Annotated in this window: 15 protein-coding genes, 4 tRNA genes and 4 pseudogenes; 15 read left to right on the top strand and 8 right to left on the bottom strand. The window is 64.4% G+C overall.

Going from position 1 to position 25,844, the window contains the following annotated elements:
• Positions 1–17 precede the first annotated feature (17 nt).
• Both LRS03_RS02830 and pbpG read left to right on the top strand, forming a co-directional pair.
• Positions 18–1,560, top strand: a pseudogene (locus tag LRS03_RS02830) (2-isopropylmalate synthase).
• Between the two features lie 155 nt (positions 1,561–1,715).
• Positions 1,716–2,694 (top strand): annotated as a pseudogene (pbpG, locus tag LRS03_RS02835) (D-alanyl-D-alanine endopeptidase); the annotation flags it as partial.
• 251 nt (positions 2,695–2,945) lie between these two features.
• Here the strand turns inward: pbpG and LRS03_RS02840 are convergent.
• From LRS03_RS02840 to hpnC, 4 genes are read right to left on the bottom strand one after another with little or no spacing between them, the layout of a single operon-like run.
• Complete coding sequence (locus tag LRS03_RS02840) at positions 2,946–3,713, bottom strand: IclR family transcriptional regulator (protein ID WP_257823769.1); 768 nt, start codon at positions 3,711–3,713, stop codon at positions 2,946–2,948.
• Positions 3,714–3,757: 44 nt separating this feature from the next.
• On the bottom strand, positions 3,758–5,023 hold the full coding sequence (gene hpnE / locus LRS03_RS02845; RefSeq protein ID WP_257823770.1) for a hydroxysqualene dehydroxylase HpnE: 1,266 nt from the start codon (positions 5,021–5,023) through the stop codon (positions 3,758–3,760).
• Positions 5,023–5,859 (bottom strand): presqualene diphosphate synthase HpnD, encoded by an 837-nt coding sequence (hpnD, locus tag LRS03_RS02850; RefSeq protein WP_257823771.1) that lies wholly within the window; start codon positions 5,857–5,859, stop codon positions 5,023–5,025. Before hpnD ends, hpnE begins: the two co-directional genes overlap by 1 nt.
• Positions 5,856–6,713, bottom strand: coding sequence for a squalene synthase HpnC (hpnC, locus tag LRS03_RS02855; protein WP_257823772.1), 858 nt, complete (start codon positions 6,711–6,713; stop codon positions 5,856–5,858). The genes hpnD and hpnC overlap by 4 nt, the downstream gene beginning before the upstream one ends.
• Positions 6,714–6,974: 261 nt before the next feature.
• On the opposite strand from hpnC, the gene LRS03_RS02860 reads away from it, so the two are divergent.
• The 7 genes and pseudogenes from LRS03_RS02860 (at position 6,975) to lon (ending at position 17,368) form a co-directional block, all read left to right on the top strand.
• Complete coding sequence (locus tag LRS03_RS02860; protein WP_257823774.1) at positions 6,975–8,012, top strand: efflux RND transporter periplasmic adaptor subunit; 1,038 nt, start codon at positions 6,975–6,977, stop codon at positions 8,010–8,012.
• Positions 8,009–11,170, top strand: coding sequence for an efflux RND transporter permease subunit (locus LRS03_RS02865; protein ID WP_257823775.1), 3,162 nt, complete (start codon positions 8,009–8,011; stop codon positions 11,168–11,170). The genes LRS03_RS02860 and LRS03_RS02865 overlap by 4 nt, the downstream gene beginning before the upstream one ends.
• Before the next feature lie 76 nt (positions 11,171–11,246).
• Positions 11,247–11,333 (top strand) — tRNA-Leu (locus LRS03_RS02870).
• Between the two features lie 31 nt (positions 11,334–11,364).
• Positions 11,365–12,672: a trigger factor gene (gene tig, locus LRS03_RS02875; protein ID WP_257823776.1), complete on the top strand. Its 1,308-nt coding sequence runs from the start codon at positions 11,365–11,367 to the stop codon at positions 12,670–12,672.
• 145 nt (positions 12,673–12,817) lie between these two features.
• On the top strand, positions 12,818–13,441 hold the full coding sequence (clpP, locus tag LRS03_RS02880; RefSeq protein ID WP_296719785.1) for an ATP-dependent Clp endopeptidase proteolytic subunit ClpP: 624 nt from the start codon (positions 12,818–12,820) through the stop codon (positions 13,439–13,441).
• 135 nt (positions 13,442–13,576) lie between these two features.
• Positions 13,577–14,836 (top strand): annotated as a pseudogene (clpX, locus tag LRS03_RS02885) (ATP-dependent Clp protease ATP-binding subunit ClpX); the annotation flags it as partial.
• A gap of 103 nt (positions 14,837–14,939) precedes the next feature.
• Positions 14,940–17,368: pseudogene (gene lon, locus LRS03_RS02890) on the top strand (endopeptidase La).
• Positions 17,369–17,418: 50 nt separating this feature from the next.
• Here lon and LRS03_RS02895 read toward each other — a convergent pair.
• The 3 genes from LRS03_RS02895 to LRS03_RS02905 all read right to left on the bottom strand — a co-directional run bounded on the left by LRS03_RS02895 (position 17,419) and on the right by LRS03_RS02905 (position 18,335).
• Positions 17,419–17,492: transfer RNA gene (locus LRS03_RS02895), tRNA-Cys, on the bottom strand.
• A gap of 64 nt (positions 17,493–17,556) precedes the next feature.
• Positions 17,557–17,632: transfer RNA gene (locus LRS03_RS02900), tRNA-Gly, on the bottom strand.
• A gap of 88 nt (positions 17,633–17,720) precedes the next feature.
• Entirely contained in the window at positions 17,721–18,335 is a 615-nt protein-coding gene (locus LRS03_RS02905; RefSeq protein ID WP_257823778.1) for a hypothetical protein, read from the bottom strand.
• 211 nt (positions 18,336–18,546) lie between these two features.
• On the opposite strand from LRS03_RS02905, the gene LRS03_RS02910 reads away from it, so the two are divergent.
• Both LRS03_RS02910 and LRS03_RS02915 read left to right on the top strand, forming a co-directional pair.
• Complete coding sequence (locus LRS03_RS02910) at positions 18,547–19,857, top strand: UDP-N-acetylglucosamine 1-carboxyvinyltransferase (protein ID WP_257823780.1); 1,311 nt, start codon at positions 18,547–18,549, stop codon at positions 19,855–19,857.
• 75 nt (positions 19,858–19,932) lie between these two features.
• Positions 19,933–21,603 carry an AAA family ATPase gene (locus LRS03_RS02915; RefSeq protein WP_257823781.1) on the top strand — a complete coding sequence of 557 codons (1,671 nt, stop codon included), beginning with the start codon at positions 19,933–19,935 and terminating at the stop codon, positions 21,601–21,603.
• A gap of 15 nt (positions 21,604–21,618) precedes the next feature.
• Here the strand turns inward: LRS03_RS02915 and LRS03_RS02920 are convergent, their stop codons facing one another.
• The gene (locus LRS03_RS02920; RefSeq protein ID WP_257823782.1) at positions 21,619–21,960 is read right to left on the bottom strand and encodes a hypothetical protein; all 342 of its coding nucleotides are present in this window, start codon (positions 21,958–21,960) and stop codon (positions 21,619–21,621) included.
• A gap of 56 nt (positions 21,961–22,016) precedes the next feature.
• Here LRS03_RS02920 and LRS03_RS02925 point away from each other — a divergent pair, with 56 nt between their 5' ends.
• The 4 genes from LRS03_RS02925 (at position 22,017) to LRS03_RS02940 (ending at position 25,793) form a co-directional block, all read left to right on the top strand.
• Positions 22,017–22,325, top strand: coding sequence for a general secretion pathway protein GspB (locus LRS03_RS02925; protein ID WP_257823783.1), 309 nt, complete (start codon positions 22,017–22,019; stop codon positions 22,323–22,325).
• 146 nt (positions 22,326–22,471) lie between these two features.
• Positions 22,472–22,558 (top strand) — tRNA-Leu (locus LRS03_RS02930).
• A gap of 14 nt (positions 22,559–22,572) precedes the next feature.
• Positions 22,573–23,973 carry an integrase gene (locus LRS03_RS02935; RefSeq protein ID WP_257823784.1) on the top strand — a complete coding sequence of 467 codons (1,401 nt, stop codon included), beginning with the start codon at positions 22,573–22,575 and terminating at the stop codon, positions 23,971–23,973.
• Positions 23,974–24,014: 41 nt separating this feature from the next.
• The gene (locus LRS03_RS02940) at positions 24,015–25,793 is read left to right on the top strand and encodes a hypothetical protein (RefSeq protein ID WP_257823785.1); all 1,779 of its coding nucleotides are present in this window, start codon (positions 24,015–24,017) and stop codon (positions 25,791–25,793) included.
• The last annotated feature ends 51 nt before the right edge of the window (positions 25,794–25,844 follow it).

The following is a 25,844-nucleotide window of genomic DNA, read 5'->3' on the forward strand; positions in this document are numbered from 1 at the left end:
CCATTGAGGAGCACCCCATGACCGACAAACTCATCATTTTCGACACCACCTTGCGCGATGGCGAGCAGTCGCCCGGGGCCTCGATGACCAAGGACGAGAAGCTGCGCATCGCACGCCAGCTCGAGCGGCTCAAGGTCAACGTGATCGAAGCGGGTTTCGCCGCTTCGTCCAACGGCGATTTCGAGGCCGTGCGCGCGATTGCGCAGGCGATCAAGGACAGCACCGTCTGCTCGCTCGCCCGCGCCAATGACCGCGACATCTCGCGTGCCGCCGAGGCGCTGAAGGGCGGCAACTCGACGCGCATCCATCTCTTCCTCGCGACGAGCGCGCTGCACATGGAGAAGAAGCTGCGCATGACCCCCGACCAGGTTTTCGAGCAGGCGCGACTGTCGACGCGCTTCGCGCGCAATCTGTCGGAAGACGTGGAGTTCTCGCCCGAAGACGGCTACCGCTCCGACCCCGACTTCCTCTGTCGCGTCCTCGAAGCCGTGATCGACGCCGGCGCGACCACCATCAACATCCCCGACACCGTGGGCTATGCGATCCCCGAGCTTCTACGGCAACTTCATCCTCGACCTGCGCCAGCGCATTCCCAACTCCGACAAGGCGATCTGGTCGGTGCACTGCCACAACGACCTGGGCATGGCGGTGGCCAATTCGCTGGCCGGCGTGAAGATCGGCGGTGCACGCCAGGTTGAGTGCACCATCAACGGCCTCGGCGAGCGTGCCGGCAACTGCGCGCTGGAAGAGATCGTGATGGCCGTGCGCACCCGCAAGGATCACTTCGGCCTGTCGCTCGACATCGACGCTTCGCAGATCGTGCCGGCTTCGCGCCTGGTCTCGCAGACCACTGGCTTCGTCGTGCAGCCGAACAAGGCCGTGGTCGGCGCCAACGCCTTTGCCCACGCCTCCGGCATCCACCAGGACGGCGTGCTCAAGGCGCGCGACACCTACGAGATCATGCGTGCCGAAGATGTGGGCTGGACGGCCAACAAGATCGTGCTGGGCAAGCTCTCGGGCCGCAACGCATTCAAGCAGCGCCTGCACGAGCTGGGCATCGAGATGGAGTCCGAAGCCGAGATCAACGCGGCCTTCGCCAAGTTCAAGGAACTGGCCGACCGCAAGAGCGACATCTTCGACGAAGACATCCTCGCGCTGGTGATGGACGAGTCGGTGACCGCCGAGCACGAGTACTACCGCCTGCTGGCACTCGCCCAGCGCTCCGAGACCGGTGAACGGCCACATGCCAAGGTCGCCTTCGCTGCCGGCGAGCGTGAACTGCATGCCGAAAGCGACGGCAACGGCCCGGTCGACGCGAGCCTCAAGGCCATCGAGTCGCAGGTGAAAAGCGGGGCGGAAATGCTGCTTTATTCGGTGAATGCCATCACCTCGGGCAGCACAGAATCTCAGGGCGAGGTCACTGTGCGTCTTCAACACGGCGGGCGAGTCGTCAACGGTGTGGGGTCCGACCCGGACATCGTCGTTGCATCGGCCAAGGCCTATCTTTCGGCGTTGAACAAGCTGCACAGCAAGAACGAGCGCGTTGCGGCGCAGGGGTGATATTTGTCACACACCTGACAACTCCTAGGTCTGACTTTAGGAAAAACGCGCAAGTTTTTGATCTTGCGAGGGTTTTTTCGTTGGCCTACACTCGGGCGACCGAGCGTGAAAGGGTAGTTGTCGTGGTGCGTTTCACTTCCAAATCGGCGTCGTCTCTGCTGCGTTGTCTTGTGGCAGTGGTGATCGCCGCCTGCCTGCCGCTGTCGGCGGGGGCGGCGGGCAAGCCGGCCAAGAAGCGCACGGCGGTCGTTGCCAAGGCCTCGGTCAAGTCCAAGGCGGTGGTCGTGCGGGGTGTCAAGCGCACCAGCCTGCGCGCCGCTCGTGTCGTGCCGGCCCGCCCGTCGTTTGGCCAGATCTATGGCCTGCACGGTGCTGCCGACCCGCTCGACCTCAAATCCAGCGTGGCCCTGGTCATGGACCAGGACACCAACGAAGTGCTGTTCAGCAAGAACCCGCAGGCGGTTCTGCCCATCGCTTCACTCACCAAGCTCATGACCGCACTGGTCGTCACCGAAGCCAAGCTGCCGCTGGACGAGGTGCTGACGATCAGCCAGGACGACGTCGACACCGAGAAGGGCAGCCGCTCGCGCCTGACGGTGGGCACGCAGCTCACGCGCGGCGAGATGATGCATCTCGCGCTGATGTCTTCCGAGAACCGCGCCGCACACGCGCTCGGCCGCCACTACCCCGGCGGTCTTGACGCCTTCGTGGCGGCGATGAACCGCAAGGCCATCGAGCCTCGGGATGCCGGCGACCAAGTACGTCGAGCCGACCGGCCTGTCGAGCCGCAACCAGTCGAGTGCGCGCGACCTTGCCACGCTGGTCAAGGCCGCTCACCACTACCCTCTGATCCGTGAGCTGTCCACGTCGCCAGAGCACGAGGTGGCGGTCGGACGCCGCAACCTCCAGTTCCGCAACACCAACGGCCTGGTGCGCGACCCCGACTGGAACATCGGCCTGCAGAAAACTGGCTACATCTCCGAGGCCGGCCGCTGCCTGGTGATGCAGGCGCAGATGGCAGGCCGCCAGCTGATCCTGGTGTTCCTCGATTCGGCCGGCAAGTATTCGCGCCTCGGCGACGCCGAGCGTGTGCGCAAGTGGGTCAACGAGCACATCAGCGTGGCTGCGCCGCTGCCGGTGCGCGCCACGCCCGCTCTGCCGTCGATCGTGCCCGCGCTGCCGGCAGCGCCGGTGTTGGCGCCGGTGGCTCCGGCGGCGGCCGCGCCGGTGGTGGTGCCCTCGGCCATCGTGCTGCCCGAGGCGGGCGAAGAAAAGGCCCGCGAGATTCTCGAAGCGCCGAAGCTCACCTCCTGAGCGGTCGCAGACGCCCCAACAATAGAGCCTGGCATTGCCAGGCTCTATTGCTTCTGCGATGGAAGGGACTTTCAGGCGCGGTGGCCGAGCGCCGACGAGATCTGCGAGGCCGTGGCCTTCAGCCGCTCCAGCCAGGCCTCTTCCAGCCGATCGGCCGGTGCCGAGATCGACAGGCCGGCGACGAGCTTGCTCTGGTCGTCGAAGATGCCGGCGGCCATGCACCGCACGCCCAGTTCCAGCTCTTCGTCGTCGCGAGCGGTGCCGTACTGCAGCACCTTGGAGAGTTCTCGCTCAAGGTGGTTGACGTCGGTGATGCTGTTGCGCGTGTGGCCGGCGAGGCCGGTGCGCGTGGCGTAGGCCCGCACACGTTGTGGGTCGTCGTGCGCCAGGAAGAGCTTGCCGACGGAGGTGAGGTGCAGCGGGGCCCGCCCGCCGACCGCCCGGACCACCTGCATGCCGGAGCGCTCGCTGTAGGTGCGTTCGATGTAGACGATCTCGTCGCCCTGTCGCACCGACAGGTTCACCGGCTGGTGGGTCAGCTTGTGCAGCTCCCGCATTGGGCCGAGCGCAGCGTCGCGCACGTCGAGGCGCGCCTTCACGAGGTTGCCCAGTTCGAGCAGGCGCATGCCAAGGCGGTAGCTCCCGGCCTCGGGCCGGTCGACGTAGCGGCCGACCGTCAGGTCGTTCAGGATGCGGTGGGCGGTGGAAGGGTGCAGCCCGGTCTGCTCACTGATGAGCTTCAAGGACACCGGGTCCTGGTGCGAGGCCAGCAGGTCCAGCAGGGCGAACATGCGTTCCAGCACCTGGATCGCAGGCTTTTGATCCTCTTTGCTTTTCATTCGGGCATTCTCACCTGATTCCCGGTCATTTTGCATCGCGAAAATCAGACGACCTTGCCAGCAGCGAGCCCGGAGCGGGTGGCGCCTTCGAGGGTTGCCGGATACGGCCCCTCGACGTAGTCGCCGGCGGCGACCAGGCCGGCTGATATCTGCTGCGGAGGCCGCCGCAGCCCGGGGGTGCAGAGGAAGGTCGCGCGCTTTTCGGTGGTGGTGCGCAGCGCCTGCCAGGGCGCGCCCCCGAAGGCGGCGTTCGCCTGTTGCAGGGAGGCTTGTTCGACCGCGTCCATGCCGCGCGCCACCCACTCGGCCGCGCCGCTGACCACCAGGGCGATCACGCTGTCGGGGCCGCCGAGCTGGCCGAGGTCGAAAGCGAACTGGGCCGGGCGCTTGGCGTCACTGCGCAAGGCCATCATCGGCTGTGGCAGGGGCTGCGATGTGGGCCGTTGGGCGTAGACGGTGACGATCGGCTCGTAGCTCAGCGCGGCGGCGCGCATCGACCAGTCGGGGGCGATGGCGGCCGTCAAGCGCGCAGCCTCGTTGGCGGTGCAGGCGAGCACGACGGCGTCGAAGGCCTCTCCATCCAGTTGCCAGCGGCCGTCGATGGGCGCGAGTTCACCCACCCGCGTCGACAAGCGCAGCGCCGCACCCGAGGCCTTGAGCCAGCGCGCGGCCGGTGTCGGCCAGAGTTCGCTCAGGCGTTGACGCGGCAGCAGCAGGTCGGCCGAGCCGGGGCCGGAGAAAAGGGCGTCTTTCAGCACCCGCAGGAATACCGCGGCGCTGGCCTGGGGGGCGGGGGTGTTCAGCGCGGCCACGCACAGCGGGTCCAGCAACTCATCGCGCACCTTGGCGGGCAGGCGTGCGGTCAGCTGCGAGACCGTGAGCGACGGGTCGCAGCGAAAGCGCTGCAGGGCCCAGCGTGTCGACGCCATCAGCAACGCCTGCTTCTCCCGCCAGCCCCAGCCGGGGTAGCGCATCACGCCGGCCGCGAAGGTGATGAGCGGTGAGCCGGGTTGCAGCTGCAGGCCTGCGCCGTCGGGGTAGGTGACCTTGAGCGGTGTGCGCAGCAGGGCGCGGTCGAGATCGACACCGACGAAGCGCATCAGCGACAGCGTCTGAGCATAGGCGCCGATCAGGATGTGCTGGCCGTTGTCGAGCAGCGCATCCCCGAAGTCCACTGCGCGGGCGCGCCCGCCGAGCTGCGGCGCCATCTCGAAGAGGGTGACCTGGTGGCCGCGTCGGGTGGCTTCGACGGCCGCGGCCAACCCGGCCCAGCCGCCGCCGACGACGGCCACTGCTCGCCCTGTGGCCATCAACGGCCTCGCCAGTTGGTGCGGGCGGCGATCCACAGCTTGCGCACGGGGGTGAGCGAGATGCGCTGGTGCAGCACTTGGAAGCCACCGGCTTCGATCTCGCGCAGGAGCGTGCGGTAGATGTTGGCCATCATCAACCCCGGCTTCTGCGCCTTGCGGTCGACGTCGGGCAAGAGGGCCAGGGCTTCGTCGTAGATGCCGTGGGCACGTTCTGCCTGGAATTTCATCAGCGCCGTGAAGCGCTCGCTGTAGCCGCGGTTGAGCACCTCGTGGGCCTTGACGTCGAAGCGCTGCAGCTCCGACACCGGCAGGTAGACACGCCCCCGCCGTGCGTCGTCGCCCACGTCACGGATGATGTTGGTGAGCTGCATGGCGAGGCCCAGCTTGTGGGCGTACTGCACGGTCGACACTTCGCTGCGGCCGAAGATGCCCGAGGCGACTTCACCGACCACGCCGGCGACCAGGTGGCAGTAGCGCTCGAGGCCCGGGAAGTCGAGGTAGCGGCTCTGGTCGAGGTCCATCTGGCAACCGTCGATCACGGCGATGAGGTGCTCGGCGCGGATGTCGTAGTCCTTCACGTGCGGCATCAGCGCCTTCATCGCCGGGTGAGAGGGCTGCCCCGCAAAACTCGTGGTCACCTCCTTGCGCCACCAGGCGAGCTTGGTGGCGGCGACGCCGGGGTCGTGCACCTCGTCGACCACGTCGTCCACCTCGCGGCAGAAGGCATAGAACGCGGTGATCGCGGCGCGGCGCGGTGGCGGCAGAAAGAGGAAGGCGTAGTAGAAGCTCGATCCGCTGGCGGCCGCTTTCTCTTGCACGTATTGCTCGGGCGTCATGGGCGAGCCTCCCGCAACGAGGCGGCCGTACCGGGCTTCATGCGCAGCGCGCGCCAGAGCAGCAGGGGGGCGTCATACCAGCGCAGGGTGGGGCGCGTGTGCAGCGTGTCGTGATGCAAGCGTTCGATCTTCTCCAGGATGCGCAGGCCGCCTTGCACGACGAGGCGCAGCTCCCAGCCGGCGCGGCCGGGAATGGCGTGGACGAGTGGGGCGCCTTCGAGCATCAGCCCGCGCGCCCAGGCCACCATGTCGGCAACGAGCTGGCGCATCGCCGGGGAGTCTTCGCGTTCGAGCAATGCCGTGAGCCGGATGCCGTGGCGAGAGAGGTCGGCCATCGGGATGTAGGCACGGCCGCGAGCGGTGTCGATGCTCAGGTCCTGCCAGAAGTTGATCAGCTGCAGCGCGCTGCAGACGGCGTCGGACTGCTGCAGCGAGCGGGTGTCGACGATGCCGTAGAGGTGCAGCAGCAGCCGGCCGACCGGGTTGGCGGAGCGGCGGCAGTAGTCGAGCACGCCGGCACGGTCGGCGTATTGGTGCTGGTGCACGTCTTGTTCGAAGGCGGAGATCAGGTCTTCCAGCAGGTCGAGCGGCAATGGGTGCCGGTCCAGCGTGCGCTTGAGCGGCACAAAGACGGCGGCCCAGCGGGGCGATGGCGTGCCGCCCCGGGCCACGGCGCGAAGCTCGGAACGGTAGGCCTGCAGCGCAGCGCTTCGTTCGACGGGAGTGGCGTCGCCCTCGTCGGCGATGTCGTCGGCCGTGCGCGCGAACCAGTAGATCGCGGCCACCGCCGGGCGCAGCGCCGGTGGGCACAGCACCGAAGCGACCGGGAAGTTTTCGTAGTGGTCGATGCTCATGAGAGGCGCGCATTGTCGCCGTGACCGATGACCGTGCCGATAGCGGCAGAAGTCGCACCCGGTCCGTGGGCTGCGCAAAAGTCGTTTGACAGGCCAGGGTTTGCCTGAATACATTACTGACCAGTCAGTCAGTTGCGTTAAACCTGTCCTGCCGAGGCTTCTATGCGTCACCTCCTGCTCGTTCCGTTGCTCAGCGTGGCCGTTCTGGCCGCTTGCACCAAGGCTGAACCCCTGTCGGCGCCCGTCCGAGCGGTGCGCACGATGACCATCTCGCCCGAAAGCGCGGGCGGCGCCTACGAGTACGCGGCCGAGGTCCGGGCGCGCACCGAGTCGCGCCTGGGCTTTCGCGTCGGCGGCAAGGTCGTCAAGCGGCTTGTCAACGTGGGCGATTCGGTGAAGGCTGGCCAGGTGCTGGCCCAGCTCGATCCGCAGGACCTGAAGCTCGGACAGGCTGCCGCGCAGGCCTCGCTGGTGGCGGCGCAAGCCAACCTCGACCAGACGCAGGCCGACTTCAAGCGTTTCAAGGAGCTGCGCGACCAGGGCTTCATCAGCTCGGCCGAGCTGGAGCGCCGCGAAACCGCCCTCAAGGCCGCACAGGCCCAGCTCGACCAGGCCCGGGCGCAAGCGAGCGTGCAGGGCAACCAGGCCGGCTACGCCACTCTCGTGGCCGATGCCAACGGCGTGATCACCGGCGTGGACGCCGAACCCGGCATGGTGGTCGCAGCCGGGGCGCCGGTCGTGCGCCTGGCCCACGACGGTCCGCGCGACGTGGTGTTCAACGTGCCGGAAGACAAGGTCAATCTGCTGAAGAGCCTGGCGGCGCAGCCTTCCAAGCTCAAGGCCCGGCTGTGGGGCTCGACCGAAACCTTCCCGACGCAGATCCGCGAAATCGCCGCGGCCGCCGACCCGGTGACCCGCACCTTCGCCGTGAAGGCCGACCTCGGCCAGTCCCAGGCGACCGCTTCGGTGCGCCTGGGCCAGACGGCCACCATCGTGGCCGAGCTGCCGCGCCAGGCCGGCGTGACCAAGCTGCCGCTGTCGGCGCTGCGGGAATCGCAGGGCCAGACCAGCGTGTGGGTGGTCGACAAGACAACGATGACCGTCACGTCCAAGCCGGTGCAGCTGGCCGGTGCCGAAGGCAACGAGGCCGTGATCACAGGCGGCGTGGCGGTGGGCGATGTGGTGGTGACGGCCGGCGTGCACGTGCTCAACCCGGGCGAGCAGGTCAGGTTCTACGTCGACCCGAGCGCTCCGGCGACTGCCGCGGTGTCGATGGGCTCCCCCGTGGCCGTGAAGTGAGCGAGGCCAGCGTGAGTGATGCGTCTTCTGCCGTGCGTGCGTCGCGGTTCAACATCTCCAAGTGGGCACTGGAGCACCCGGCGCTGACGCGTTACCTGCTCGTCGTGCTGATGGTGCTGGGCCTCGCGGCCTACTTTCAGCTGGGGCAGGACGAAGACCCGCCGTTCACCTTCCGCGCGATGGTGGTGCGGGCCTACTGGCCGGGCGCCACCGCCCAGCAGGTCACCGAGCAGGTCACCGACAAGCTCGAGAAGACGCTGCAGGAGGTGCCCTACGCCGACAAGATCCGCAGCTATTCGAAGCCGGGCGAGACGCTGATCATCTTTCAGCTGAAGGATTCGACGCCGCCGAAGGACGTGCAGCAGATCTGGTACACGGTCCGCAAGAAGGTCGGCGACATGCGTGGCACCTTGCCGGGCGGTGTGGTCGGACCGTTCTTCAACGACGAGTTCGGCGATGTATACGGGTCGATCTATGCGCTGTCGAGCGACGGATTCACCTACGACGAGCTGAAGGAGCATGCCGACCAGGTGCGTCAGCGCCTGCTGAAGGTGAAAGACGTCAACAAGGTCGAGGTCTTCGGCGCGCAAGACGAGAAGATCTTCATCGAGATTTCGCAGAAGCGGCTCGCGCAGCTGGGCATCGACTTCAACGCGGTGCTGGCGCAACTGGGCCAGCAGAACGCGGTGGAGTCGGCGGGCGTCATCAATGCGCCGAGCGACTATGTGCAGGTGCGCGTGGGCGGGCAGTTCAACTCGGTCGAGCAGCTCAAGAACTTTCCCATCCGTGCCAATGGCGCGAGCTTCAAGCTGGCCGACATCGCCGACGTGAAACGGGCCTACGTCGACCCGCCGCAGGTGAAGGTGCGCCATCAGGGCAAGGAGGTGATCGCGCTCGGCATCTCGATGGCCAAGGGCGGCGACATCATCGAGATGGGCCAGTCGCTCAAGAAGGCGGCCGATGCCATCCGCGACGACCTGCCGGCAGGCATCGAGATGCACCAGTTCCAGAACCAGTCGACGGTGGTCGCGCGCTCGGTCAACGAGTTCGTCGGCGTGCTGATCGAGGCGGTGGTGATCGTGCTGGCGGTGAGCTTCGTGAGCCTGGGGCTTCACTTCAAGCCGCTGCGCCTGGACTGGCGGCCGGGGCTGGTGGTGGGCATCACCATCCCGCTGGTGCTTGCGATCACCTTCGTCACGATGTTCTATTGGGGCGTGGGCCTGCACAAGATCTCGCTCGGCTCGCTGATCATCGCGCTCGGCCTACTGGTCGACGACGCGATCATTGCGGTCGAGATGATGGTGCGCAAGCTGGAAGAAGGCTACGACAAAGCGCGTGCTGCCACCTTCGCGTATGACGCCACGGCGATGCCGATGCTGACCGGCACGCTGATCACGGCAGTGGGCTTCCTGCCGATCGGCCTTGCGAAGTCGACCGTGGGGGAATACACCTTTGCGATCTTTGCGGTGACGGCCGCGGCGCTGCTCATCTCGTGGTTCGTCTCGGTCTACTTCGTGCCTTACCTCGGCACGGTGCTGCTCAAGACCAAGCCGCACGCGGCTGACGATCAGCCGCACGAACTCTTCGACACGCCGTTCTACTCGCGCTTCCGTGCGCTGGTCGACTGGTGCGTGCAGCACCGCTGGATCACCATCGGCCTGACGGTGGGCACGCTGGTGCTGGGCGTCGTGGGCATGGGCAAGGTGCAGAACCAGTTCTTCCCCGACTCCAACCGGCTCGAAGTGCTGGTGGATCTGTGGTTCCCCGAAGGCACCTCGTACAGCGCCAACGAGGCGGTGACGAAGAAGGTGGAAGCGCGGCTGATGAAGCTCGACGGGGTGGACCACGTCACCACCTGGGTGGGCAGCGGCGTGCCGCGCTTTGCGCTGGTGCTCGACCAGATCTTCCCGCAGAGCAACGTGAGTCAGATCGTGCTGCTGCCCAAGGACCTGGCGGCGCGCGAGAAGCTGCGCCACGCGCTGCCCGAGCTGCTGGCGACCGAGTTCCCCGAGGTTCGTGCGCGACCCAAGCTGTTGCCCAACGGGCCGCCGGTGCCGTACCCGGTGCAGTTCCGCGTGGTCGGGCCCGACCCGGGCAAGGTGCGCGCCTACGCCGACGAGGTGAAGGCCATCATGTTGACCAACCCCAACATGCGGGGCGTCAATGACAACTGGAACGAGTCGGTGAAGGTGCTGCGCCTCGAAGTCGACCAGGACAAGGCGCGTGCGCTGGGTGTCTCCAGCCAGGCCATTGCGCAGGCGGCGCGCACGCTCAACAGCGGCACCACCGTCGGCCAGTACCGCGACGGTGACAAGCTGATCGACATCGTCCTGCGCCAGCCGCTCGAAGAGCGCAAGGCCATCACCGATCTGGCCAATGCCTACGTGCCCACCACAACAGGCCGGAGCATCCCGCTGAGCCAGATCGCCAAGGCGAATTTCGTCTGGGAGCCGGGCGTGCTGTGGCGCGAGAACCGCGACTACGCGGCGACCGTGCAGGGCGACATCGTCGAAGGCTTGCAGGGCGCGACGGTGACGGCACAACTCGACCCGCTCTTCGCGCCCATCCGCGCCAAGATGCCGGCGGGCTACCGGGTGGAGGTGGCGGGGGCGGTGGAAGAAAGCAGCAAGGGCCAGGGCTCGATCGCCGTCGGCGCACCGCTGATGCTCTTCATCATGTTCACGCTCCTGATGCTGCAGCTGCAGAGCTTCAGCCGCGCGATGCTGGTGTTCCTCACCGGGCCGCTGGGCATCGCGGGGGTCGCGGCGGCCTTGCTGCTGCTGAACCGGCCGTTCGGCTTCGTGGCGCTCTTGGGTGTGATCGCGCTGATGGGCATGATCATGCGCAACTCGGTGATCCTGATCGACCAGATCGAGCAGGACCGTGCCCGCGGCGTGCCGACCTGGAACGCGGTGGTCGAGGCCTCGGTGCGGCGCTTCCGTCCGATCATCCTGACGGCCGCGGCGGCGGTGCTCGCGATGATCCCGCTGTCGCGCAGCGTCTTCTGGGGGCCGATGGCGGTGGCCATCATGGGAGGCCTGATCGTCGCGACGGCGCTCACGCTGCTGGCGCTGCCGGCGATGTATGCGGCTTGGTTCCGCGTGAAGCCCGCCGGTCAGGAACAGCAAGGGTCCGGAAAGCTCGCGACAAGCGGCTAAAATCCGCGGCTCCCCGAATTCGGCCGGAACAGTGCTGGGGTCGCTTAGGCGACCCCGATGCACTTTTCAGGCACCCGCGCGGGTGGCGAAATTGGTAGACGCACCAGGTTTAGGTCCTGACGCCAGCAATGGTGTGCGGGTTCGAGTCCCGCCCCGCGCACCAGCCTTATCCAACCAGAGAGTCCGTACACATCATGGCTGTCACTGTTGAAACCCTCGAAAAGCTCGAACGCCGCATCACGCTGACGCTGCCGGCCGACACTATCAACAACGAGGTGCAGTCGCGCCTGAAGCGCCTGGCCCGCACGGTCAAGGCCGACGGCTTCCGCCCGGGCAAGGTTCCGATGAGCGTCGTGACCCAGCGCTACGGCTACTCGGTGCACTACGAAGTCATGAACGACAAGGTCGGCCAGGCCTTCGAGCAGGCCACCAACGAAGCCAAGCTGCGCGTCGCCGGTCAGCCCCGCATCACCGAGAAGGAAAACGCGCCCGAAGGCCAGGTGGCGTTCGACGCGACCTTCGAGGTCTACCCGGAAGTGAAACTGGGTGACCTCTCCGCCGCCGAAGTCGAGCGCGTGAGCGCCGAAGTCACCGACGCCGCCATCGACAAGACCCTCGACATCCTGCGCAAGCAGCGCCGCACCTTCGCCCAGCGCGCCCAGGGTGATGCCGCCGGTGAAGGCGACCGTGTCACCATCGACTTCGAAGGCAAGATCGACGGCGTGCCCTTCGACGGCGGCAAGGCCGAAGGCTTCCAGTTCATCATCGGCGAAGGTCAGATGCTGGAGCAGTTCGAGAAGGCCGTGCGCGGCATGAAGGCGGGCGAATCGAAGACCTTCCCGCTGCAGTTCCCCGAGGACTACCAGGGCAAGGACGTGGCCGGCAAGGAAGCCGACTTCCTCGTCACGCTGAGCAAGATCGAAGCGCAGAACCTGCCCGAAGTGAACGAAGCCCTGGCCAAGAGCCTGGGCATTCCTGATGGCACCGTGGCCTCGCTGCGCGCTGACATCAAGAAGAACCTCGAGCGTGAGGTGAAGTTCCGCGTGCTGGCCCGCAACAAGGCCGCCGTGATGGACGCCGTGGCCAAGACCGCCGAGCTGGATCTGCCGACCGCACTCGTAGCCAACGAGACCGCCCGCATGATCGAGTCTGCACGCGCCGACCTGAAGAAGCGTGGTATCAAGGACGCCGACAAGGCACCGATCCCGGAAGAAATCTTCAAGCCCCAGGCCGAGCGCCGCGTGCGCCTGGGTCTGGTCGTCGCCGAGCTGGTGCGTGCCAACAACCTGCAGGCCAAACCCGAGCAGCTGCAAGCCCACATCGAGGAAATGGCGCAGAGCTACGAAAAGCCTGCCGAGGTGGTGCGCTGGTATCTGAGCGACCGCGAGCGCATGGCTGAAGTCGAGGGTGTGGTCATCGAGAACAACGTCACGGAGTTCGTTCTGGCCAAGGCCAAGGTGACCGACAAGGTCGTGCCGTTCGACGAGCTGATGGCCGGCTGATCCAGGCTCACGTCAGCGGAAGAGGGCGCCGGCCGGCAAGGCGGGCGCCCTTTGTTTTTCCGTCGATCTCATTTCTGTGGCGTCTCTCTTGACGCGACATAATCAGGCCCAACCTGTAGGCATCACTTCTGAAGGACGCAACGGCATGAGCGCGCTGGACACTCTGGGTTTGGGCATGGTGCCCATGGTCATCGAACAGTCGGGCCGCGGCGAGCGCGCCTACGACATCTACAGCCGCCTGCTGCGCGAGCGCATCGTGTTCCTCGTTGGCCCGGTGAATGATCAGACCGCGAGCCTGGTCGTGGCGCAGCTGCTCTTCCTCGAGAGTGAAAACCCCGACAAGGACATCCACTTCTACATCAACTCGCCCGGCGGCTCGGTGACCGCCGGCATGTCGATCTTCGACACGATGGAGTTCATCAAGCCCGATGTGTCGACCATGTGCGTGGGCATGGCAGCGAGCATGGGGTCGTTCCTCTTGATGGCCGGTGCCAAGGGCAAGCGTTTTGCCTTGCCGAACGCCCGCGTGATGATTCACCAGCCTTCGGGCGGCGCCCAAGGCCAGGCCACCGACATCGAAATCCATGCCCGCGAGATTCTCAAGACCCGTGAGCAGCTCAACCGGATCTACGCCGAACGCACCGGCCAGCCCATCGAGAAGATCCGTGCCGACATGGAGCGCGACTTCTTCATGGACCCGGAAGAGGCCAAGAACTACGGTCTGATCGACCAGGTGCTCAACAAGCGCGCCGGCCCGGCCACCAGCTGACGCAGCCAGGCCAGGGCGAAGGCCCGTAACTGCAATCGAAACGGGGCCTTTTTTACCGCCAAGGCCCCGTTTTCTTTTGCTCTATCATCCCAACCAGCCTCTTCCACGCCTCGTGCGCCCCACCTAAATGGCCGAAAAAAAGGCTCCTCCAGCGAGAAAGTCCTTTACTGCTCCTTCTGCGGCAAAAGCCAGCATGAGGTGAAGAAGCTGATCGCCGGCCCGTCGGTGTTCATCTGCGATGAATGCATCGAGCTGTGCAACGACATCATCCGCGACGAGGTGCCGGCCGACACGCCGGAAGCCCGCGCCGCGAAGTCCGACCTGCCGGTGCCTGCCGACATCAAGGCGAGCCTCGACCAGTACGTGATTGGGCAGGACACCGCCAAGCGCACGCTGTCGGTGGCGGTCTACAACCACTACAAGCGGCTCAAGCACATGGCCACGTCGAAAGACGACGTGGAGCTGGCCAAGAGCAACATCCTCTTGATCGGACCCACGGGCTCGGGCAAGACGCTCCTGGCGCAGACGCTGGCCCGCCTGCTCAACGTGCCCTTCGTGATCGCCGACGCCACCACGCTGACCGAAGCCGGCTACGTGGGTGAAGACGTCGAAAACATCATCCAGAAGCTGCTGCAGAACTGCAACTACGACGTTGACAAGGCGCAGCGCGGCATCGTCTACATCGACGAGATCGACAAGATCTCGCGCAAAGCTGACAACCCCTCGATCACCCGCGACGTGTCGGGCGAAGGCGTGCAGCAGGCGCTGCTCAAGCTCGTGGAAGGCACGATGGCTTCGGTGCCGCCGCAGGGTGGTCGCAAGCACCCGAACCAGGATTTCCTGCAGATCGACACGACCAACATCCTGTTCATCTGCGGCGGCGCATTCGATGGCCTGGAAAAAGTCATCCAGAACCGCTCCGAGAAGTCGGGCATCGGCTTTGGTGCCACGGTGCACTCGAAGAGCGAGAAGCGGGTCTCTGAAGTCTTCCGCGAGGTCGAGCCCGAGGACTTGATCAAGTTCGGCCTGATTCCCGAACTGGTGGGCCGCCTACCGGTGGTCGCCACGCTGGGCGAACTAACCGAGGACGCCCTGGTGCAGATCCTCACCGAGCCGAAGAACGCGCTGGTCAAGCAGTACCAGAAGCTCTTTGCGATGGACGGCGTTGAACTCGAGATCCGCCCCTCCGCGCTGAGCGCCATCTCCAAGAAGGCCCTGGCCCGCAAGACCGGCGCCCGGGGCCTGCGCTCGATCATGGAACTCTCCCTGATCGACACCATGTTCGAGTTGCCCACGCTGGATGGCGTGGCCAAGGTGGTGCTGGACGAGCACACCATCGAAGAGAACGCCAAGCCCTTGCTGGTGTATCGAGAACAGGCCAAAGCCAGTGCCTGAAGCCCCTCTGAGACTGAGGACCCTGAATAGCCTGCGCCTATCGGGCAGGTGTCTTGCAATTGATCCCTCGAGCCCTATGTGGGCCTGAGAAAGAGAGGTTCCTATGTCCGGACATCCTGTTTTGCCCGCTGAGCCCATCACCCTGCCGCTGCTCCCGCTGCGGGATGTGGTGGTGTTTCCCCACATGGTCATTCCGCTGTTCGTGGGGCGGCCCAAATCCATCAAGGCGCTGGAGGCGGCCATGGAGGCCGGCCGCCAGATCATGCTGGTGGCGCAACGTGCCGCCGGCAAGGACGAGCCCAAGCCCGACGACATGTTCGAGGTGGGTTGCGTCTCCAGCATCCTGCAGATGCTCAAGCTGCCCGATGGCACGGTGAAGGTGCTGGTCGAAGGCATCCAGCGCGCCAACACCCACAGCATCAGCGACAACGGCGAGCACTTCGTGGCGGACGTGACGCCCGTGCCGCCCGAGACCGACACCAAGCCGGAAATCGAGGCTCTGCGTCGCGCGGTGACTCAGCAGTTCGACCAGTACGTCAAGCTCAACAAGAAGATCCCGCCGGAGATCCTTACCTCCATTGCGGGCATCGACGATGCCGGCCGCCTGGCCGACACGATCGCGGCACACCTGCCGCTGAAGTTGGAAAACAAGCAGTCGGTGCTTGACCTCTTCGCCGTCGACAAGCGGCTGGAGAAACTGCTCGAGCAGCTTGAGCACGAAGTCGACATCCTCCAGGTGGAGAAGCGCATCCGTGGGCGTGTGAAGCGCCAGATGGAGAAGAGCCAGCGCGAGTACTACCTGAACGAGCAGGTCAAGGCGATCCAGAAGGAACTCGGTGACGGCGAAGAAGGCGCCGACATGGAGGAGCTGGAGAAGAAAATCATCGCGGCCAAGATGCCGAAAGATGCGCGCAAGAAGGTCGACGCCGAGCTGAAGAAGCTCAAGCTCATGTCCCCCATGTCGGCCGAAGCGACCGTCGTGCGCAACTACATCGACACGCTGATCAACCTGCCCTGGACCAAGAAGACCAAGATCAAGCACGACCTCGCGCATGCCGAGGAAGTGCTGAACGAGGACCACTACGGCCTCGAGAAGGTCAAGGACCGCATCCTCGAGTACCTCGCGGTGCAACAGCGCGTGGACAAGGTCAAGGCGCCCATCCTGTGCCTGGTCGGGCCCCCGGGCGTTGGTAAGACCTCGCTCGGCCAGAGCGTGGCGCGCGCCACCGGCCGCAAGTTCGTCCGCATGGCGCTTGGCGGCATGCGCGACGAGGCCGAGATCCGCGGCCATCGCCGCACCTACATCGGCTCGATGCCGGGCAAGGTGCTGCAGAGCCTCTCCAAGGTTGGCACGCGCAACCCGCTTTTCCTGCTCGACGAGATTGACAAGCTGGGCATGGATTTCCGCGGCGACCCGTCGTCGGCGCTGCTGGAAGTGCTCGACCCCGAGCAGAACCACACCTTCAGCGACCACTACGTCGAGGTCGATTTCGACTTGAGCGATGTGATGTTCATCGCCACCTCGAACTCGATGAACATTCCGCCGGCCCTGCTGGACCGGATGGAAGTGATCCGCCTGTCGGGTTACACCGAAGACGAGAAGGTCAACATCGCCACGCGCTACCTGCTGCCCAAGCAGCGCCAGAACAATGGTGTGAAGGACGAAGAGCCGATGTCACCGAGTCGGCGGTTCGCGGGATCATCCGCTACTACACGCGTGAAGCCGGCGTGCGCTCGCTCGAACGGGAGGTGTCGAAGATCTGCCGCAAGGTGGTCAAGGGCCTGCAGCTCAAGACCTACACCGGCAAGGTGGTCGTGACCGAGGAAAACCTCAACGACTTCCTCGGTGTGCGCAAGTTCTCCTACGGCCGTGCCGAGAATGCCAACCAGGTTGGCCAAGTGGTCGGTCTGGCGTGGACCGAAGTCGGCGGCGATCTGCTGACCATCGAAAGCGCCGTGATGCCTGGCAAGGGCAACATCATCCGCACCGGCTCGCTGGGCGACGTGATGAAGGAGTCGGTGGAGGCTGCTCGCTCCGTCGTGCGCAGCCGCTCACGCCGGCTCGGCATCAAGGACGAGCTCTTCGAGAAGCGTGACATCCACATCCACGTGCCAGACGGTGCCACGCCGAAGGATGGCCCGAGTGCGGGTATCGCGATGACCACGGCGTTCGTGTCTGCGTTGACGGGCATTCCGGTGCGCGCCGACGTGGCGATGACCGGTGAGATCACGCTGCGGGGCGAGGTCACGGCGATCGGCGGCCTGAAGGAGAAGCTGCTCGCGGCCCACCGCGGCGGCATCAAGACGGTGCTGATCCCGGAAGAGAACACCAAGGACCTGCAAGACATTCCCGAGAACGTGAAGAACCATCTCGAGATCGTCCCGGTGAAGTGGATCGACCAGGTGCTGGACATCGCTCTCGAATCGGCGCCGCAGGCACTGGCCGATGAAGAGGTTGCGCCCAAGGTGGAAGAGGCCGTGAAGAAGCCCGATCAGCCGGCCGTGGGCGGAGCGGAGTCGCTCAAGCACTGAGTCTCAAGCTGCCAAAGAAAAACGCCCCGAGCAATCGGGGCGTTTTGTTTTGGAGGCGCGGGCCGGAGTCGAACCGACCTACACGGATTTGCAATCCGGTGCATAACCGCTTTGCTACCGCGCCGTGAGACTTGGCGAGTCTATTGGCAAAAAGGGAAGCCGGAGCTTCCCTTTTGACCTTCGAGATTTGGAGCGGGAAACGAGGCTCGAACTCGCGACCTCAACCTTGGCAAGGTTGCGCTCTACCAACTGAGCTATTCCCGCGTGGTTTCCGTCAAATTCAAGTACTGCCTGAAGCAACGGAAGCGCGCAGTATAGCTGGAATTTTGACGCTTTCGCAAGAGCTGCGGCGTCACTCGAGTGTCTGCACGGCAACGAGCTTTCCGTTGCCAGGCTCGAACTCGCAGCGGTAGCTGAACTGCACGAGATTCATGCCCGGCGCACGCTGTACGGCACCGATGCCCTCCAGGCTCGCTCGGCCTGCAGGGGCAGGCTTCAGCTGGCGTGAGTCGGAGCCAAAGGCGATGCGGCCCACGCGAGGGTGCTTCTGCTTGAGTGCAGCGGCAACAGCGGTCTCGCAGGTTTCAGGCGACACGCTCATCAGGTCGGGCTGCCATGCCTTTTCTTCGCTTGCGCGCAGGCCGCCCGCGTCGCGAAAGACGATGCCCGAGGTGGCGCCGGTCTTATCGTTGTAGGCGCAGCCGTAGGTGAAAGGTGTCGAGGCCCCTGTGGCGCTACGGTAGCGGCCGGCGCCCTTGATGTCGGTCTCTTCGCCGGTGGTGGGCGACAGCACGCGCTTGTCTTTGTTGAACTGGACCTCGCTCGCGTCGCGCCCGCGCATCTCCTTGATGGTCTCGGTGACGGCGGCCTCGCAACTGTCGGCGGCTTTGGTGGCGTCGGCGGGCATTGCGGCGTGTGCGGCAGTGCCGAACGCGAGCGTGGCAAAGAGAAGCAGGGAAGATTTCATCGGTTGAACTGCAAGCAATGGTTGTTGCTCGTCATGTTGTCGGGTTTTGTGGGCAGCGGCAAGAGAACGAGCCCTGAGCCTTGGAGCTGCGAGGAGCGTCCCGGTTCACTCAGGCTTCACACAATGCCCGAGGGCTTCATGTCACCTTCCCATGGCTGCGTGAAGCTGTGCGTGAGCCGCCCCGTCGGGTGGCGTCCACGGAGCCCGGACTGTGACTGCTTCTTCCCACCTCGTCGTCCACGGCGGCATGCCCTTGTCGGGGCGGATCGAACCCTCGGCCAACAAGAACGCAGTGCTGCCCATCCTGTGCGCGACCTTGTTGACGCGCCAGCCGGTGCACCTGCGCGGCGTGCCCGACATCACCGATGTGCGCAAGATCCTGCAGTTCTTCGAATCCATCGGCAGCGAGGTGCATGCCGACATGGCGCGGGGCATCGTCGGCCTGCACCATCGACACAGCGTCTTCGACGTGCGGCGTCACCGCCTGCCGGTGGAGATGCGCTCGTCGATCATGCTGGTGCCGCCGCTGCTCGCGCGCTTCGGCGAGGCGCGCATCGAAGACGAGGTGAAAGGTTGCACGCTCGGCGTGCGCGAGATCGATCCGCACGTGGAGACGATGCGCCGCTTCGGCGCTCGCATCGAGCCCAGCGACGACGCCTTCGTCGTGTGCCTCGACGAGCCCTTGCGTGCCACCGAGCACTGGCTCGACTACGCCTCGGTGACCACCACCGAAAACTTCGTCTTGTGTGCGGCACTTGCGAGCGGCCGCTCCGTGCTGACCAACGCCGCCTGCGAGCCGCACGTGCAGGAGTTCTGCGAATTTATGTGCCGCCTGGGCGCCCACATCGAAGGCATCGGCACCTCTCGACTGGTGATCGAGGGTGTCGACGCTCTCGGTGGCACCGAGTTCAGGTTCGCCGAAGACTTCCACGAGGTGACGACCTTCCTTGCCTTGGGCGCGATCACGGGCGGCGAGGTGACGGTGCGCAACTCGCGGCCCGAGCACTTCCCGCTCATCGACCGCAGCCTCGCCAAGTTCGGCGTGCACATCACGCACCGCGACGGCTGGTCGCATGCCCGGGTGACCGACGGCCTGCGTGTGGCCGAGCCCTTCACCCGCAACATGTTGCAGAAGATCGAGGCCGCGCCCTGGCCCTACTTGCCGGTGGACCTGCTGCCGATCTTCATGGCGCTCGGTGTTCGCGCCGAAGGCAGTGCGATGTTCTGGAACAAGGTCTACGACGGCGCGATGGGTTGGACGTCCGAGCTGTCGAAGTTCGGCGCTCAGGTGTTCCTGTCCGACCCGCACCGCGCCATCAGCTTCGGTGGCCGTTCGCTGGTGCCGGCGCAGGTGGACAGCCCCTACATCATCCGCGTGGCGATCGCCTTGTTGATGGTCGCGGCGAGCATCGAGGGCCGTTCGGTGATCCGCCACGCCGCGCCGATACGCCGGGCCCATCCGCACTTCGTCGAGAACCTGTGCTCGCTCGGCGCCCGCATCGAGTGGACGGGGCAGCCCTGAGGGTCAACCCCGCCCGGGTGGCTGCATGGCCCGGGCGATCACGGGGGCATCGTGGGCGATAGACTCGCGGCCACGATGTACGCCAAATTCTTCGGCCTGCGGCAGGAACCGTTTTCCATCGCCCCCGACCCTCGCTACCTGTTCATGAGCGAGCGGCACCGCGAGGCGCTGGCGCACCTGCTCTACGGGCTGCGCGGCGGCGGCGGCTTCGTGCTGCTCACAGGCGAGATCGGCGCCGGCAAGACTACCGTGTGCCGTTGCTTCCTGGAGCAGATCCCCAAGCGCTGCAACGTCGCCTACATCTTCAACCCAAAGCTGACGGTGATCGAACTGCTGCGCACGGTATGCGAGGAGTTCCGCATCCCGCTTGACGCCGACCGTGTGCGCGGCGACAGCGTCAAGGAATACCTCGACCCGATCAACGAGTTCCTGCTCAAGACCCACGCGGTCGGGCAGAACAACGTGCTCATCATCGACGAGGCGCAGAACCTCTCGTCGGAAGTGCTGGAGCAGCTGCGCCTGTTGACCAACCTCGAGACCAGCGAGCGCAAGCTGCTGCAGATCATCCTCATCGGCCAGCCTGAGCTGCGAGACATGCTGGCGCGTCCCGAGCTGGAGCAGCTGGCCCAGCGCGTCATCGCGCGCTACCACCTCAAGGCGCTGACCGAGGGTGAGACGGTGCAGTACATCCGCCACCGCCTCGGCGTGGCCGGCCTGAGCGGCATGGTGCCGTTCGACCGCGCGGCACGCAAACGCATCCACGAGCTGTCGCGTGGCGTGCCGCGCCGCATCAACCTCTTGTGCGACCGGTCGCTGCTCGGTGCGTATGCCGAAGGCCGTTCGCGGGTGAACCGCGAGATGGTGGAGCGTGCATCGGCCGAGGTGTTCGGCGAGGCCGAGCGGCCGATCGCCGCGGCGGTGAGCGGGTTCAACCGCAAGCCGGTGTGGGCGGCGGCGGCCGGCTTGCTGGCCGGTGTGTTGCTGTTTGGCGTGGTGAGCTGGGTGAGGGACGATGGCTCGCGCAAGGTGGCCGCAGCGGCTGCGGCATCGGCAGTGCCGACCAAGGCTGCGGTGGCCGCCACCGCAGCCTCGCAGCCCGCGCCCGCGGCGGCGTCTGCCGCGAAGCCGGTCGCCACGCTCACGCTCGACACCGGCCTTCGCAGCGAGACCCAGGCCATGCGTGAACTTGCGGCGGCCTGGAAGGTGCCGCTGGCCGAGACCGACCCCTGCGGCACCGCCGCGCGCCAGCAACTGCAGTGCTTCAAAAGTGACGATGGTGGCCTCGCGATGCTGCGCGCGCTCGATCGCCCCGGTGTGCTGACGGTCTACGACGACGCAGGCAAACCGGTCTATCTGCAACTGGTGTCCCTTGGGGCCGACAGCGCCACCTTGCGGGGTGCCGGCGGCGCGACCCAGACGGTGCTGCTGTCGGCGCTTGCGAAGTCCTGGCGCGGCGAGTTTGCGACGCTGTGGCGCACGCCGCCGGCCTACATCGGCCGGGTGCCGGTGGGGCAGAACGGGCCGGTGGTGGACTGGGTGGCGCAGCAGGTCGCGCGCGCGCAAGGCGAAGCCTTGCCCACCACGCCAGGTACGCTGGATGCCGCGCTCCAGGAGCGGATCGCGAATTTCCAGCTGGCGCGCGGCCTGAAACCCGACGGACGGGTAGGGCCGATCACGCTGATGCACCTCAACCGTGTCGCGGGTGTGGACGAACCGCGTCTGCTGCCCCTGGTGGCGCCGAACTGAAAGGCGGGCGATGTCTTACATCCTTGATGCGCTGCGCAGGGCCGATTCGGAGCGGGAACGCGGCGCCGTGCCCAGCCTGCACAGCAAGCAGATCGCGCCGGGCGTGGCGGATGCCGATGACGGTGACGAGACCACGCCACGTTCGGTGCAGCCGCTGTGGTGGGCGGTGGGTGTGCTGTCGCTGGCGTTGCTGGGCATGGCGGCATGGCTGATGCTGGGGCGCTCGGCGCCGGAGCCCGAGCGCGTCGCCTCGCCTGTGGCTGTGGCACCCGTGCCGGCGGCGCCGCCGGTGGTGGTGCAGCCGCCGCAGGTGACTGCCCTTGAGGCGCCGCCGGTGACCCCGCCGCCTTTGCCCACTCCCCCAGGCGCCGGCAATCGAGCGCAAGGCCGCCGCGCCTGCTGCGCCCACACGTGTGGCTGCAGCCCCCAAGCCAGCGCCGCAGCTGGTCGAGAACCCGGCGAAGGCCGCCGCCGCGCCCCGCGACGAAGACGCACCGGTGCCGTCGATCTCAGAGCTGCCGGACGACATCCGCCGTCAGCTGCCCGCGCTTTCAGTCAGCGGCGCGAGCTATTCCAAGAACCCGGCGAGCCGCATGCTCATCCTCAATGGGCAGGTGTTCAGAGAAGGCGACAAGGTGGCCAACGACCTGGTGCTGGAGCAGATCCGCCTCAAGAGCGCGGTGTTGTCGTACCGGGGGCGGCGCTACAGCGTGAGCTTCTGATTCCGGCTCACGCGGATAATCCGCGCGCTTCGCCTGGGTGGTGAAATCGGTAGACACAGCGGACTTAAAATCCGCTACTAGCGGGTTTGCCCCGTTTTGGGCACCTTAGCAGGTTCGCATACTGTGGACACATCAAAGTGTCTGCGGCCGGCGTGGCGAAACGGGTAGACGCAAGGGACTTAAAATCCCTGCTCCTCAAGGAGGTGCGGGTTCGAGTCCCGCCGCCGGCACCACGGACATGACTAACATGTCCCATTCAAAAGTCGCCAGCCTTCACACTCTTCCAATCGCGAAACTGACGAAGGTCAGCCGTTGTCCTGGGCAGGATTTTCTTCCTGTGAATCACCAGGTCCGTGGCGAGGTGGTCAAGTACTGGCGCGCAGTCTTGACCGAGGGGCCGATGCGTTGGAACACCTTTCCGCTGTTTCCGTTGGTCCTCAATGCAGATGGAAGTCTCTGGGAGCCTGCGTGTCTCTGGTTGCTCGACAGAGCTAGAGCGCAGCCGCTGAAAGTTTCATCTCTTCCTCCGCTAGCTCGAGACCTCAAGGACTACAAGATTTTTCTGGATGGGTTGTTTTTGGCCTGGGACAACTTTCTAGCAGTCGACAAGTACGCCCGTCCCACCTATCTCTACCGGAGTCATCTTCAGACGCAGATTGATGCGGGGATGATGGAACTGTCGACAGCAAGACGGCGAATGTCGTCAGTCGTAAGTTTCTATCGGTACTTGATGTCCTCTGAGCAGATGCGATTCATACCGGCGAACGATCCTTGGGTCGATCGCCAATACGGCTTTCAGTACAGAGACAGCAAGGGCTTTAATCGAATTCATGAAGTTCAGTCAACGAACCTGTCGATTCGTGTACCCAAAGCCGACCATGTCTGGGAGGGGATCATCGACGGTGGTAGGTTGCGGCCACTGACAGCTGATGAGCAACGCAGTTTGATTGCTGGTCTGAAGGCCCTTGGGAATCGGGAATTCGAACTAATGCACTACGTGTCTTTGTTCACTGGAGCTCGTGAGCAAACCGCGTTGACTCTTCGGTGGGGACCTTTCCAAAAGTCGCCAAGCCAAATCAAGCAGTGGCCCTTCAAGCTACTTTGCGGCCCAGGCACAGGCATAGACACAAAGCGGGATGTGCCGAATGTCTATCTTGCAATTCCGCGCTATCTCTATGAATGGCTGCACGTCTATGCGCGCACGGAGCGGGCACAACACCGCCGGTCCAAGTCCGAGCGGGCAGATCATTCATCAAACTACCTATTCCTCACAAGTCAGGGCGGGCCGTACTACGCGGCGAAGGACGACATAAACGCCGTCACCTTTTCAAGTCAAGTAGTAAGACGATCTGCACCGATTGGTCAAGGCCTACGCGAGTTCATCTTGGAACGAGTCGTTCCTGAAGTGCGCAGGACGTTGCCAGGCTTCCGCTACCGCTTCCACGACCTGCGGGCAACGTTTGGCATGAACTGGGTAGATCATGTTGAGTCGACGTTCGGAGATAGGGAGGCTTTTTTTGGGCGCGTGAGCAACTTCGAAAGCTCATGTGGCACCGAGATCCGGCTACAACAGACCGCTATCTCGAGTTTCGGCAACGGACACGGCAACTGGCAGAAGCACAAGCCGACTGGGGCAACGATCTGCTAAGCCTGATCCAGAAGAGCTAGTTGTTAATGGAAGGTGCCCACGTGAGCCATTGGATCTATGCCACGCGACGCTACTATTCCTGCCTGCCTGTGTGGAGCTTTCCATTTGAAGCTGTACCCGCGCAGTTTGTCCCAAACAAAGCGGTACTGATGCTTCCAGGTGGACATTGGGTTTACGCGTACCAATGGTGCTATTTGGAAAGACGGTTCGATAATCACTATCTCGCGTTCAAACCAGAGTCTCTATCGGCGGAACGTGTTGCCGTCTTGCCGGAAGTCTTAGCGCACCTCTCAAGGTGGCTAAAGTTCATCGGCGCCCGCCCCGCGAGCATGAAGTCGGTTTTTGAATCCCTTCGGAGCTTCATCAACTGGGCAGATTCAACAGAGAACGACAAGCGGTTCGAGTGCGTATTTAGTGATGCTGACTTGGCATTGAGCGCGCTCAAGGGGCACCAGTCATACCTCCGACAACTGGTTGAATCCAATCGTCTGAAGCTTAAAACCGCTGCAGGCAAAGAAGGGAGTGTTGTGACAGCACTCTCGGAAATTCACTGCCGCCAGTATCGCGACGAGATTGAACCGCTTCGCAGTTCGCATAGCGGAGAAGGCACTAGAGCGCCACGTGAGGATCACGTAGGGCAAATGATGTCGACCTTGCAGGCTTGCTTCGATTCTGCCGCTCGACTCTTGCTTCGCGACGAGATCGACATGCCCCGGAGACGCGTCCTGCAGTTGTCTTGCAATGATGTCGCAAGGAAAGTTGAGTTACCGCTTTCGTACTCAGAGCCGAGGCTGATGGAGTTGGCCTGTGTAGTGTTTGCGGGGTTGGCACTCGGTGACTCTGGCTCCAATCTGTCGCAGATGCAACGCTACGAGGAGCCCGATGATCTGCTGGAGCAATTGGCCGACCCTGACAGGGTCAATCTTGTGCAGAAGGTGATCAAGTTTCGCGCGGGTGGCAAGCCCGTCCCGGTGTTCTTCACAACTACGACGATCAGCAGGCTTCAAACATATCTGCAGATTCGTGAGCGGCTAGTCGCCTGTCTTGGTGGCTCGGACCTGCCGCAGCTGTTCATTCAGTGTGCGTACGCTACTTCGGCGAGTTCTTTTGCTCGAGAGCCAATTGCCATCCGGACGCTCAGCAGCAGTTTTCTTACATCGCTTCGGGAGAAGATAGGAAATCTCGGAGAACAGCTGCCTCCAGTGACTCTGATGCAACTGCGAACATTTAAGCAGCAGCACATCGTACGGAAACATGGTGTGAAGGTTGCCGCGGATGTGCTTGGGCATTCGATTCGCACAGCAGTCAGCGCCTATTGCAAAGCCGAGCAAGACGTGCGGCGAAGCGACATTGGTAGTTTTCTATCGTCGCTGGCTAAGACAGTTGTCGACATTTCCTCTGCTCCCTCAGGCGATCGACTGACGGCGACGCCTGTTGGGCAGTGCAAACGCTATGGAGAGCCTGTTGCGGTTGACCCTCAAGTTGGGCCAAAGCCTGATTGCGCTAAAACAGAAGGCTGCTTCTATTGCGAGCAATATCAAGTACATGCTGACGCACAGGATTTGCGCAAGTTGCTTTCATGTCGCTACGTTCTTCGGAAGCTTGCCCCGCTCCAAGGCGAATCGGCATTTGCGGACAGGGTCTACGAGGGTGTGATCAATAGGATCGAAGCGTTGCTTGAGCAGCTAGAGCTGCGCATCCCGAAGATCTACGCCGAAGTGCGTGAGGACGTCAATGTCAATGGGGTCCTGAGCAGATTCTGGGCAGCGAAACTACAGCAGCTGTACTTGCTTGGAATGTTGAGACCCTCCCAAGGTTGACAGGAGCACGGAATAAGAAGGGCACAACTTGCCTGCCTAATCCCAAAGGTC

Source organism: Rhizobacter sp. J219, assembly GCF_024700055.1.
Lineage (GTDB): Bacteria > Pseudomonadota > Gammaproteobacteria > Burkholderiales > Burkholderiaceae_C > Rhizobacter.